This is a genomic window from Levilinea saccharolytica (assembly GCF_001306035.1).
GTDB classification, from domain to species: domain Bacteria; phylum Chloroflexota; class Anaerolineae; order Anaerolineales; family Anaerolineaceae; genus Levilinea; species Levilinea saccharolytica.
On sequence record NZ_LGCM01000055.1, the window covers coordinates 32,291 to 44,711 of the forward strand.

The 12,421-nt window shown below is 60.1% G+C and carries 10 protein-coding genes; 5 read left to right on the plus strand and 5 right to left on the minus strand.

Going from position 1 to position 12,421, the window contains the following annotated elements:
• Window positions 1-187 precede the first annotated feature (187 nt).
• Genes ADN01_RS14920 through ADN01_RS14930 form a run of 3 tightly spaced genes read right to left on the minus strand, consistent with a single transcriptional unit; the run spans window position 188 to window position 2,338 of the window.
• The gene (locus tag ADN01_RS14920; RefSeq protein WP_062418870.1) at window positions 188-1,228 is read right to left on the minus strand and encodes a hypothetical protein; all 1,041 of its coding nucleotides are present in this window, start codon (window positions 1,226-1,228) and stop codon (window positions 188-190) included.
• Window positions 1,225-1,761 carry a zf-HC2 domain-containing protein gene (locus ADN01_RS14925; protein WP_062418869.1) on the minus strand — a complete coding sequence of 179 codons (537 nt, stop codon included), beginning with the start codon at window positions 1,759-1,761 and terminating at the stop codon, window positions 1,225-1,227. Before ADN01_RS14925 ends, ADN01_RS14920 begins: the two co-directional genes overlap by 4 nt.
• Entirely contained in the window at window positions 1,742-2,338 is a 597-nt protein-coding gene (locus ADN01_RS14930; RefSeq protein ID WP_062418868.1) for an RNA polymerase sigma factor, read from the minus strand. Before ADN01_RS14930 ends, ADN01_RS14925 begins: the two co-directional genes overlap by 20 nt.
• 81 nt (window positions 2,339-2,419) lie before the next feature.
• On the opposite strand from ADN01_RS14930, the gene ADN01_RS14935 reads away from it, so the two are divergent.
• The 4 genes from ADN01_RS14935 to ADN01_RS14950 all read left to right on the plus strand — a co-directional run bounded on the left by ADN01_RS14935 (window position 2,420) and on the right by ADN01_RS14950 (window position 9,325).
• Window positions 2,420-3,454 (plus strand): UDP-glucose--hexose-1-phosphate uridylyltransferase, encoded by a 1,035-nt coding sequence (locus ADN01_RS14935; RefSeq protein WP_113918875.1) that lies wholly within the window; start codon window positions 2,420-2,422, stop codon window positions 3,452-3,454.
• Window positions 3,455-3,516: 62 nt separating this feature from the next.
• Window positions 3,517-5,085 (plus strand): type I restriction-modification system subunit M, encoded by a 1,569-nt coding sequence (locus tag ADN01_RS14940; RefSeq protein WP_062418867.1) that lies wholly within the window; start codon window positions 3,517-3,519, stop codon window positions 5,083-5,085.
• Window positions 5,082-6,260 carry a restriction endonuclease subunit S gene (locus tag ADN01_RS14945; RefSeq protein WP_062418866.1) on the plus strand — a complete coding sequence of 393 codons (1,179 nt, stop codon included), beginning with the start codon at window positions 5,082-5,084 and terminating at the stop codon, window positions 6,258-6,260. Before ADN01_RS14940 ends, ADN01_RS14945 begins: the two co-directional genes overlap by 4 nt.
• Complete coding sequence (locus tag ADN01_RS14950; RefSeq protein ID WP_062418865.1) at window positions 6,257-9,325, plus strand: type I restriction endonuclease subunit R; 3,069 nt, start codon at window positions 6,257-6,259, stop codon at window positions 9,323-9,325. The genes ADN01_RS14945 and ADN01_RS14950 overlap by 4 nt, the downstream gene beginning before the upstream one ends.
• A gap of 3 nt (window positions 9,326-9,328) precedes the next feature.
• Here the strand turns inward: ADN01_RS14950 and ADN01_RS14955 are convergent, their stop codons facing one another.
• A complete protein-coding gene (locus tag ADN01_RS14955; protein ID WP_062418864.1) occupies window positions 9,329-9,976 on the minus strand; it encodes a deoxynucleoside kinase in 648 nt (215 codons plus the stop codon).
• Window positions 9,977-10,122: 146 nt separating this feature from the next.
• Between ADN01_RS14955 and lysA the strand changes: the two genes are divergently transcribed.
• Entirely contained in the window at window positions 10,123-11,439 is a 1,317-nt protein-coding gene (gene lysA / locus ADN01_RS14960; protein ID WP_062418863.1) for a diaminopimelate decarboxylase, read from the plus strand.
• Window positions 11,440-11,766: 327 nt separating this feature from the next.
• On the opposite strand, the gene ADN01_RS14965 is transcribed toward lysA, so the two are convergent.
• Window positions 11,767-12,390 (minus strand): hypothetical protein, encoded by a 624-nt coding sequence (locus tag ADN01_RS14965; protein ID WP_062418862.1) that lies wholly within the window; start codon window positions 12,388-12,390, stop codon window positions 11,767-11,769.
• Between the last annotated feature and the right edge of the window lie 31 nt (window positions 12,391-12,421).

Below are 12,421 nucleotides of genomic sequence, written 5' to 3' on the forward strand. Positions count from 1 at the left end.
GGGTAGAGATTGCTTCGCCCCAAAAAACCGGGGCTCGCAATGACATGGTGGGTGATTGTATGCCGGGGTAGAGATTGCTTCGCCCCCCAAAAAGCGGGGGGCTCGCAATGACATGGTTTAGGTCTCAATGACATGGTTTCGGTCGCAACGACATGGTTCAGGTGCAATGACATGATTGATTATGGGGTTAGATTTGCGCATCCTCGCCCGAACCCGCCGGGGGTTCCGGGGCCGGGATCGGCGCGGGTGCGACTACCGCCGTAGGCGGGGTGGGGACAGACACAGCCTGCGTGCCGAAGCGGGTGGTGATGACCGCGCCCAGGCCGACGACAGCGCCCAGGAAGCCCACGATCCAGCCCACGCAGGGGATCAGGCCGAAGAGGCCCGCCACCAGCGAGGTGAGCAAAGTGCCCAGGCCGGCGTTGACCGCGGGGGCCCACTGCACCTTGAGGGCGGCGGCCAGGCGGTTGCCGACCTCGTAGCCCAGGGCCACCCAACCGAAGACCAGGGCGGTGATGAGGGCCAGAATGCCCAGAATGGCCAGCGGCGAGAGCACCAGGGTGATGGCCAAGAGCAGCACCAGGGCGGGGGCCACGATGAGGGTCAGCAGGCCCATCGCGCCGCTCACCAGGGTTTGAGCCGAGATGGCGTGGGTCACGCGGGCGGTGACGTTGGGCATGAAGAGGACGACCAGGGCCGCCAGGGCAGCCAGAGCCAGCACCTGGAAGGAACTCCACAGGAAATCACCGATGGAGCGCATGCCGCTCTTCCAGGCCGAGAGCACCGGGTTTTGCAGGGTATTGCGCGGCAGGTCAAACGAATAGCTGCCGGGGGCGCCGTTGACCACGTCGCCGTTGACGACCGCGCCTTCGGCGCGGGCGATATTGGCCCCCACCGAGATGAGGTTGCCGTTCACCACGGCGGTATCGCTGAGGTTGATGGTGCCGCCCACGCCGACCACGTCGCCGTTGACCTCACCCGCGACCTCAATGGAGCCGCCGGTGACGACCACGGAGCCGTTGACGGTTGCGCCTTCGCGGATGACGGCGGTGCCGCCGATGATGGCCAGATCGCCGTTCAGCGACTGACCGTCGTTGAGGGTGTAGCTGCCGCCGAAGATGACCTGACCGTCGTCGTCAGGACCCTGGGCGTACACGGGGGCCGGGAAGGCCAGGAAGAGCGCCGCCAGCAGCAAAGATACAAGAGTGAGCTTATAGAGAGATTTCATTGGTTTGTAACTCCTTTAGCAGAAATGCGCCAGAGGGAGACTGCCCAGATCAGCCCAAGCAGGCTGAGACCGGTGGAGAGGATCACCCAAATGGCAACCGGGATGTAGAGGGGCAGGGCATGCCATAAAGACATAATCACCTGCTGCGCATTGTTCCACTGGATCACCAGGCGCGTGGCCAACCCCAAAGCGTTGACGAGCAGGGTGGCAAAACTGGTGGTGAAGGCCAGATAGGCCATCAGTGCGAACAAAGCCAGCATGGAGGCGGTGGTGGTGATCAACACAAACCGGCGGGCTTGCAATTGGTGTTGGAGGGCGCGGCGTTCGGCCAACCTGGCCTGGAACCGCCCGGTGAAACCCGGGGCGGGGCGAGCGGGAGGGGCCGCACGCATCGAGCGGCGGGCAGCGATCCAGCCGGTGGCCAGCTTGCGGCAGGCGGCACACGAATCGAGGTGTTCTTTCATTTGGCGCTGTTCAGCCAAAGACAGCGCGGCCTCATCCAGGATCCAGGATTCATAAGGCTGATGATTCATAAGGGTTCCTTTCCGCATACGCCGGTTCCTTGATGTGCTGCTGCATCTGTTCCGCCAGAGCGCGGCGCGCCCGGTGGAGACGACTTTTGACAGCAGGGACAGTCAGCGAAAGCGCATCTGCAATCTCCTGATCGGTAAAGTCATACCAATAGCGTAAGACGATGGCGGCGCGGTCGGGAGCGGGCATTTGCGTTAACATCTGATGCAAAATCTGGCTCTGCTCCGACTGCGCGGCGGCCTTTTCGGGGCCGACGCCGCCGTCGGGAAGAAAATCTTCTTCCAGGCTGTCAATCGAAAAGCTGGTAAATCGGCGTTTGCGCTGCTGGTCAATGCAGTAATGCGCGGCGATGGAGAGCAGCCAGGTGATGAAGGAGCGGTTGGGGTCGTAACGCTTGAGGGCCTGATAGGCGCGCCAGAAGGCTTCCTGGGCGGCGTCTTCGGCCTCGGCCTCATCGCCCAGCATGCGGTAGCAAAGGTTGAAGACGGGGTTCTGGTAGGTTTCTACCAGCCTTGAGTAGGCCTCGTCATCTCCTTTGAGCGCTTGCTCCAGCCATGCGGCTTCTGTGTCGGTCACCATTTGCTCCTGATTTTTTGCTTTTCTATTACAATATACGCAGGAAATGCAAAAACGTTGCACCCAATTTTCGAGGGAATCCAGATGAATTTTAACCGACCGCACCGCCGATTCAACCCGTTAAATGGACAATGGGTATTGGTTTCGCCCCACCGCGCCCAGCGCCCCTGGCAGGGGCAGGTGGAAAAGACCGCCGCAGCCAATTTGCCGGCCTACGACCCCACTTGTTACCTGTGCCCGGGCAACCGGCGCAACCAGGGGGCCGATAACCCCAAGTATACCGGCCCGTACGTGTTTGACAACGATTTTCCCGCGCTGCTGCCGCCGGAGCCGGGGGAAGAACCCACCGATCACGCTCTCTTTCGCGCCGAGCCGGAGACGGGGGTGTGCCGGGTGGTGTGCTTTTCGCCGCGCCACGATTTGACCCTGCCGGAGATGGCTTTGGAAGATGTGGAGGCGGTCATCCGCACCTGGAGCGCGCAGACGGCGGAGCTGGGCGCGCGGCCGGAGATCGGCTATGTGCAGGTGTTTGAAAACAAGGGGGCGGTGATGGGCTGCTCGAACCCGCACCCCCACAGCCAGATTTGGGCCACGGGACAGGTTCCCAACGAGCCCGCCGTCGAGGCGGTGCAGCAGGCGGCCTATCACCAGCGCACGGGGGGCTGCCTGCTGTGCGATGTGACCGCCGAAGAGCGCGCGCGGGGTGAGCGTGTGGTGGCGCAGAACGAGCATTTCACCGCTTTTGTGCCTTTCTGGGCGGTGTGGCCCTTTGAAGTGCTGGTAACATCCAACGCGCATGTGACCAGCCTGCCGCAGCTCAGCGCGGAACAGGTGCGCGGGCTGGCGGACGTCTTCCGGCAGGTGACCATCCGTTACGACAATTTGTTTGAAGTCTCCTTCCCCTATTCGATGGGCTTCCACCAGGAGCCGTTTGACGGGCAGGCCTATCCGGGCTGGCACTTCCACGCCCATTTTTACCCGCCGCTGCTGCGCTCGGCCACCGTGCGCAAATTTATGGTGGGCTTTGAGATGCTGGGCATGCCCCAGCGCGACCTGACGGCCGAAACGGCCGCCCAGCGCCTGCGTGAGGTGAGCGGGGTGCATTACAAGCAGCGTTAATCTAAGGGATGCGGCAGGGGGCAAGGCGGCAAAAACCCCGGCGGAAGAAAGGAAGCACGCGGATGGCAGACCACAAAAAAGAACAGGAACGCGCGGAACTTCACCGCACGATTTGGAACATTGCCAACGATCTGCGCGGCAGCGTGGACGGTTGGGACTTTAAGCAGTACGTGTTGGGCATGTTGTTTTACCGCTACATCTCCGAGAACATCCGCGGCTATATCAACGCCGGGGAGTGGGAGACGGGCAACACCGGCTTTGATTACGCCCGCCTGGCAGATGACAAGGCCGAGCCGGCGCGCGGCGACCTGGTGCGCACCAAGGGTTTCTTCATCCTGCCCAGCGAGCTGTTTGAAAACGTGCGCGCCCGCGCCAAAGAAGACCCCAACCTGAACGAAACCCTGGAAGCCATCTTTACCCACATTGAGGCTTCGGCCCAGGGCACCGAAAGCGAAGAGAATATCCGCGGGCTGTTTGACGATATTGACGTGAACAGCAACAAGCTGGGCGGCACGGTGGCGCAGCGCAACGAAAAACTGGTGAAGCTGCTCAACGCCGTGGCCGATTTAAAGCTGGGCGACTACAAAGACCACACCATTGACGCGTTTGGCGACGCCTACGAATACCTGATGGCCATGTACGCTTCCAACGCGGGCAAGAGCGGCGGCGAATATTACACCCCGCAGGAGGTTTCGGAGCTGCTGACGCGCCTGACCCTGGTGGGCAAAACCCAGGTGAACAAGGTCTACGACCCGGCCTGCGGTTCGGGTTCGCTGCTGCTGAAATTTGCACGCATTTTGGGCAAAGAGAACGTGCGCCGCGGCTTCTTTGGGCAGGAGATCAACATCACCACTTACAACCTGTGCCGCATCAACATGTTCCTGCACGATATTGATTACGATAAATTTGATATCGCCCTGGGCGACACGCTGACCGACCCGCAGCATTGGGACGAAGAGCCGTTTGAGGCCATCGTCTCGAACCCGCCCTATTCGATCAAGTGGAAGGGCGACAGCGACCCGATTTTGATCAACGACCCGCGCTTTGCCCCGGCGGGGGTGCTGGCGCCCAAAAGCAAGGCGGATCTGGCTTTCATTCTGCACAGCCTGGCCTGGCTGGCGGTGAACGGCACGGCGGCGATTGTGTGCTTTCCGGGGGTCATGTACCGCGGGGGGGCGGAACAGAAGATCCGTCAGTACCTGATTGACAATAACTATGTGGACGGCGTGATTCAACTGCCGGACAACCTGTTTTTTGGAACCAGCATCGCCACCTGCATTCTGGTGCTGAAGAAATCCAAACCCGAAAACAGCACCTTGTTCATAGACGCTTCGAAAGAATGCGTGAAGGTGACCAACAACAACAAGCTGACGGCCGATCACATCGCCCAGATCGTAGACGCCTACGTGCAGCGCCAGGATCGGGCGCACTTCTGCCGGCTGGTGCCCAACCGCGAGGTGGCCGCGCAGAATTACAACCTGAGCGTTTCGACTTATGTGGAGGCGGAGGACACGCGCCAGGCGGTGGACATCGCCGCGCTGAACGCCGATTTGCGGCGCATGGCGGCCCGCGCCCAGGAACTGCGGGAGGAGATCGACAGAATCATCGCCGAGCTGGAGGGAGAGGCGTGAGCCGCCTGCGCGCGCTGCTGGCGCAGCTCTGCCCGGAGGGGGTGGAGTATAAGACGTTGGGGGAGGTTTGTAATATTCTGGATAGTCAGAGAAAACCTGTAACAAAAAAAGACCGAACAAAAGGTATCTATCCTTACTACGGCGCAAATGGTATACAAGATTATGTTGGTGATTATATTTTTGATGGTGTTTTTCTTCTCGTAGGCGAAGATGGAAGTGTTATTAATACGGATTACAGTCCAGTTTTAACCTGGGCAACTGGAAAAATATGGGTTAATAATCATGCTCACGTTTTAAGTGAGAAACCAGGAACCCTTTTGCGATTTATTTATCATTACATGCAAACCGTGAATATTGATTCACTAGTCAGAGGTGTACCGCCTAAACTTAATCAGCAAAATTTGAGAAGCATAATCATCCCCCTGCCGCCGCTGGAGGTGCAGCGGGAAATTGTACGCATATTGGACCAGTTCACGGAGCTTACCGCGGAGCTTACCGCGGAGCTTACCGCGGAGCTTACCGCAAGAAAGATACAGTATGAGTATTACCGGAATAAGCTTATCAGCTTTAACAAGTATAAAACCAAACCCTTTGGAGAAATCGCCTCCATCGTTCGAGGCGCGTCTCCACGTCCTATCCGGGCTTTCATAACGGATGCCGAAGACGGAATAAATTGGATAAAAATCGGTGATGTTCAGCCTGGGAGTAAATATATTACTTCCACTTCTGAAAAGATTACCCCAATGGGCGCGGAAATGTCCCGATTGGTGCGCCCAGGTGATTTTGTTTTGTCGAATTCTATGAGCTTTGGCCGTCCCTACATCATGAAAACAGAAGGCTGTATTCATGATGGTTGGCTGTCGATCAGTGGATTTGATGTGTACTTCACTCCAGACTTCCTTTACCATTTGCTAAGTTCCAACACAATTCAAATGATGATGGCGCAGCGGGCATCAACCGGTACGGTACAGAACCTCAATGCGGATATCGTAAAAAACTTAGATCTACCCGTTCCTCCTTTGGAAGAGCAAATCCGTATCACCACGATCTTAGACCATTTTGACGAGCTGACCGCGGGGCTGAGCAGCGGGCTGCCGGCCGAGATCGCCGGGCGCCGCCAGCAGTACGCCTATTACCGCGATCACCTGTTTTCCCTGTTGGAGGCGCGGGCATGAGCACCTATCAGATTGTGGCCAGCACCACCGATGCCACCGTGGTGGCCGAATACGCCGCCGATTACAGCACCCGCCCGGAGAGTTACCAAAGCGAGGCCGAGCTGGAAGCCGAGTTCGTACGCCAGCTCAGCGCCCAGGGTTACGAGCTGTTCACCGGGCGGGACGAGGCGGCTTTGCGCGCCAATCTGCGCCGCCAGTTGGAAGCCCTGAACGAGATGACCTTCAGCGAAGACGAATGGGGGCGCTTTTTCCGCGAATGCGTGGCCAATCCGGGCGAGGGCATTGTGGAAAAGACGCGCAAGATTCAGGTAGACCATGTGCAATTGCTGCGGCGCGACGACGGCAGCACCAAGAACATCTATTTGCTGGATAAGAAGAACATCCATAACAACCGCCTGCAGGTGGCCCACCAGATCACCCAGCGGGAAGGCGCCTACGAAAACCGCTACGATGTGACCGTGCTGGTGAACGGGCTGCCGCTGGTGCATGTGGAGCTGAAGCGGCGCGGGGTGGCCGTGCGCGAGGCCTTTAACCAGATTCAGCGTTACCAGCGCGACAGCTTTTGGGCGGCCAGCGGCCTGTTTGAATACGTGCAGATCTTCGTGATCTCCAACGGCACGCACACCAAATATTACAGCAATACCACGCGCGAAGCGCATTTGCGCCGCCAGGGTCAGGGGGCCGCGGGGGGGCGGGGCAAGCACAGCAGCCACAGCTTTGAATTCACCAGCTTTTGGGCCGACGCCCACAACCGCATCATCCCCGATCTGGTGGATTTCAGCAAGACCTTTTTTGCGCGCCACACCCTGCTGAACATCCTCACCCGCTACTGCGTGTGGACTTCGGAAAATGACCTGTTGGTGATGCGGCCCTATCAAATCGCGGCCACCGAGCGGATTTTATCGCGCATCGCCGTGTCGGCGCAGTACAAACGCACGGGCAGCATCGAGGCGGGCGGCTACATCTGGCATACCACCGGTTCGGGCAAAACGCTGACGAGCTTTAAGACCGCCCAGTTGGCGGCGGCCCTGCCGACGGTGGATAAGGTGCTGTTTGTGGTGGACCGCAAAGACCTGGATTACCAGACGATGAAGGAGTACGACCGCTTTGAAAAAGGGGCGGCGGACGGCAACACCTCGACGCGCGTGCTGCAGCGCCAGTTGGAAGACCGCGACGAGAAGGGCAACCCGCACGAATACCGCATCCTGGTCACCACTCTGCAAAAGCTGGAGCGTTTCATCCGCAGCAACCGCCAGCACCCCATTTACAAAAAACGGGTGGTGCTGATTTTTGACGAATGCCACCGCTCGCAGTTTGGCGATATGCACCAGGCGGTCACGCGGCATTTTAAGCAGTATCACATCTTCGGCTTCACCGGCACGCCCATTTTTGCGGCCAACGCGGGTTCGGGGGGCAGCCCGCTGCTGCGCACCACGGAACAGGCCTTCGGCGAAAAGCTGCACACCTACACCATTGTGGACGCGATCAGCGATCAGAACGTGCTGCCGTTTCGGATTGACTATGTTAACACCCTGCACATGCCGGAGGGGGTGGCCGATAAAAAGGTGTACGGCATTGACCGTGAAAAGGCCCTGGCCGACCCGCGGCGGGTGAGCGAGGTGGTGCGCTATGTGCTGGAGCATTTTGACCAGAAGACCCAGCGCAACACGGCCTACACCCTGCCGTCGCGCACACGGCAGGGCGAAGAGCGGCGCGTGGTCGGGTTCAATTCCATCTTCGCCGCGGCCTCCATCCCCCTGGCCATGCGCTACTACGCCGAATTTCGAAGGCAGAACGCCGAGCAGCAGCGCGGGTTGAAGATCGCCACCATTTTCAGTTTCAGCCCCAATGAAGAAGAGGCGGGCGGGCTGCTGCCGGATGAGGATTTTGAGATGGAGCGCCTGGACGCCCCCGCGCGCGATTTTTTGGAGGCGGCCCTGCGGGATTACAACGCGGCCTTCAGCACCAATTACGACACCTCGGCGGACAAGTTCCAGAATTATTACAAAGACCTGTCGCTGCGCATGAAGAACCGCGAGGTGGATTTGCTGATTGTGGTCAACATGTTCCTGACGGGTTTCGACGCCACCACGCTGAACACGCTGTGGGTGGATAAGAATCTGCGCCAGCACGGGCTGCTGCAGGCCTTTTCACGCACCAACCGCATTTTGAACAGCGTTAAGACCTTTGGCAATATCGTGTGCTTCCGCGACTTAAAAGAAGAAACGGATGAGGCCATTGCCCTGTTTGGCAACAAGGACGCCGGGGGTGTGGTGCTGCTGCGCACCTACGAGGAGTATTATCACGGCTACGAGGAGGAGGGGCAGCATCAGCCCGGCTATGTGGAACGCATCGCCGAGCTGACCGCCGCCTATCCGCTGGGGCAGCCCATCACGGGCGAGGAGGCCCAAAAGGACTTCATCCGCCTGTATGGGGCCATTTTGCGGCTGCGCAACATTTTGAGCGCGTTTGACGACTTCACCGGTCAGGAAATTCTTTCGGAACGGGATTTTCAGGATTACCACAGCCGCTATATTGACCTGTATCAGGAGCTGCGCCGGGGGAGCGAGGCGGATAAGGAAAGCATCAACGACGATCTGGTGTTTGAACTGGAATTGATCCGGCAGGTTGAGGTGAATATTGATTACATCCTCATGCTGGTGGCCCAATACGGCCAATCCAACTGCCAGGATGCCAGCATTTTGACCACCATTGACAAGGCGGTGCAGAGCAGCCTGGAACTGCGCAGCAAGAAGGAACTGATTCAGCGCTTTATTGACCAGATGAACGCGGCCACGCAGGTGGATGAGGATTGGCGCCAGTTTTTGCAGGAGCGCCGCGCAGCGGATCTGGAGGCCCTCATTCAGGATGAAAAGTTAAAGCCGGAAGAGACGCGGCGTTTCATGGAAAACGCCTTCCGCGACGGGGTGCTCAAGACCACCGGCACGGCCCTGGATCAAATCCTGCCGCCCATCTCGCGTTTTGGGGGCGGACGGGCGGAGAAAAAGCAGGGGATTATCGAAAAGCTGCTGCGCTACTTTGAGAAGTATTGGGGTCTGGTGTAGGCCTCAGCCCTTGCCGTTGAAGGTGATGGTGCTTTTGCCTTGCAGGGTTTCTTCGATGCGCTGGACGACGATATCCAGATGCTGGGGCTTGTGGACGAAATCCAGGTCGCCGGTGTGCAGGGTGAGCACGGGGCACAGTTCGAAGGTGTTGATCCAGTCTTCGTAGAAGGAATCCAGCAGGGCGAGGTAATCGGCGCTGATGCCGGTTTCGATATCGCGGGCGCGCTGGCGGATGCGATCCATGAGCACGGGCACGGGGGCTTTGAGGTAGATGAGCAGGGAGGGCGGGGGGAGCTGTTCGGTGATGAGGTCAAACACGCGCCGGTAAGTTTGATAATCCAATTCGGAGAGGTTGCCCAGGTGGTTGAGGGCGCGCGAGAAGATGAAGGCGTCTTCGTAGATGCTGCGGTCAATGATGGCCGAACGCGGGTCCTGCCACAGTTCCAGGTGCTGGCGGGCGCGGTGGCCGAGGAAATAGACCTGCAAATGAAAGGACCAGGCGCGCATGTCGCCGTAAAAGTTGGGCAGGTAGGGGTTATCGGCCACGGATTCAAAGGCGGTGCGCCATCCCAGGCGTTGACCGATGCGTTCGGTGAGGGAGGTTTTGCCGGATCCGATATTGCCAGCCAGCAGGATGAGACGTTTGGGCATACGGTTCTCCAATTAGGGGCTAGGTGCGAGTATATCATAGGCGGGGGGATGGGATAGGCGCATTTGCGGGGGAATTTTTTGCGGTGCGGGGGAGAAGGTGGTATCATGGGCGATTATGGATCGGTTTGGTTAGATTAAGAGGTGAAATGATGCAGCCCACAGATGATTTTTCCATTTTTCCCATCACCACACGCGTGAACGCGGCGGGGCGGCTGTCCATCGCCGGGCACGACCTGAAGAGCCTGGCGGAGACCTACGGCACGCCGCTGTATGTGTACGACGGGGCCACCATCCGGCATCAGGCCGAGCGCTTGCAGAGCTTGTTCCGGCAGTATTACCCCGGCGAGGCGGCCGTGGCCTACGCGGTGAAGGCCTATTTTTCACACGCGCTGGCGGTGAAGATGGCCGAGATGGGGCTGGGGGCGGATGTGGTCAGCTACGGCGAAATCCGCATTGCTCAGCAGGCGGGCTTCCCGGCGGAGGGCATTCACCTGCACGGCAACAACAAGTCGCAGCCGGAGCTGGAGGCGGCCCTGGCCTGGGGGGTGCAGGCCATTGTGGTGGACAGCCTGGATGAGATGCGCTATCTGGAAGATCTGGCGCGCAAAAATCAACGCCGGGCGCGCATTTGGCTGCGGATTACGCCGGATTTGCGCGTGAACACGCACCCGCACATTGAAACGTCGCACGCCGACAGCAAATTTGGCCTGCATATCCAAAACGGGGAGGCCGCCGAGGCCATCCGTTTCTGCAAGAACAGCCCCCATTTTCACCTGGTGGGGCTGCATACGCATTTGGGGTCGCAGATCTTTCAGGCCGAGCCGTACCGCAAGGCGATTGAGATGCTGTATGAGGTGGCCGATGCAGAAGGCTTTGTGCCGGAGGAGATCAGCCCCGGCGGGGGTTGGGGGGTGCGCTACACCGAGGCGGACGGGCCGGATGACGCCGAAGCCTGGGTGCGCACGGTGAGCGAGGCGGTGGCGGCGGCCAATCACCAGCGCGGCTGGAAGCTGCCCAAGGTGATTTTGGAGCCGGGGCGGTGGATGGTGGCGCGGGCGGGGGTGGCGCTGTACCGGGTGGGATCGCAGAAGATGACCCCCAACGGCACGCACATTGTGGCCATTGACGGCGGCTTGGCGGATAACCCGCGGGTGGCGCTGTATGGGGCGCAGTATACGGCGCGGGTGGTGGAGCGCCCCAGCGATCCGCCGACGGAGGCCATGCGCGTGGTGGGCAAATTCTGTGAATCGGGGGATGTGCTCATCCCGCACATTTTGCTGCCGCCGGTGCAGCGCGGGGAGCTTTTGGCCACGCCCGCGGCGGGGGCGTATCAGCTGAGCATGTCGTCCAATTACAATTTTGCGGCGCGGCCGGCGGTGGTGTGGTTGGAGGAGGGCCGGGTGGAGGTGATGCAGTGCTGCGAGCAGCCGGAGCAGCCCGGCTGGTGGGTGTACACGCCGTGAATCAGGGCCGCCCGTGCGAACGGGCGGTTTTTTTGTGTGCATGGGCGCGTGAAGGGGCACGTCGGTAGGGGCGCGTGTAGGGGCGCGTCTCAGACGCGCCCGAAAAACGGGGGCACGCGCCAGAAGAACGGGGGCACGCGCCCAAAGAACGGGGCACGCGCCCGAAGAACGGGGGCACGGGCCAAAAGCGCCCGTGCCCGTACGGGAACGTGAACGCAGGGAAGTGATCTGCACCTTTCGGGGGGGAGATCCCCACAGCCCTCGAAGTACGAGGGCACGCCCCCAAAAGGCGGGGGCAAGCAATGACATCAGGATGAGCGGGGCACCCTACGCAGATGGACGGCTTTGCAGCTGCTTGACGGCGGGCAGAGCCTGGGCGACGAAGAAGGTGATCATCAGGCGCACGATGCTGCTGTAGAAATTCATCATGGAGCCTTGCCCTGGGCCGATGAAGAGGCCCAGCACGGCATCCAGCCCCAGCAGAACCACGGCGGCCAGGAGTGCCCACCACGACAGGCGGCGGGTGAGGTAGGCCAGGGCCAGCAGCAGGGCGCCGTAGCCGAGCTGGTACATGCCGATGCCCATGCTGACGAGCACTTGCCAGCGGAAGAGCAGGGCTAGCAGGCCGGTGAGGAAATTAAACCCGCCTACCAGGAGGATGAGGCTGAAGGCGTTTTTGAGGCGGGTTTCGGGGTGGGCGGCGGTGCCGGGCAGGTGCTGCCCGTTGCGCAGCACGGCCAGCTCGGCGGCCAGGCCGGTAAAGAGCTGCACGTGCAGGGTGGAGCCGTCGGGCAGAGGAAAATCTTGCCCGGCGGTCAGGGCTTTTTTATTTTCCACGCGGCCCACTTCCACGCCGTCCAGTTTGACGGTGAACTGGGTCCAGTTGGGGGCCCAGGAAATTTCCAGGCGCAGGGGCCCGTTGGGTTCCAGGGCATAGGTTTGGATGGGCATACGGCAGGGTGCTCCTTGGGCGGGTGGAATG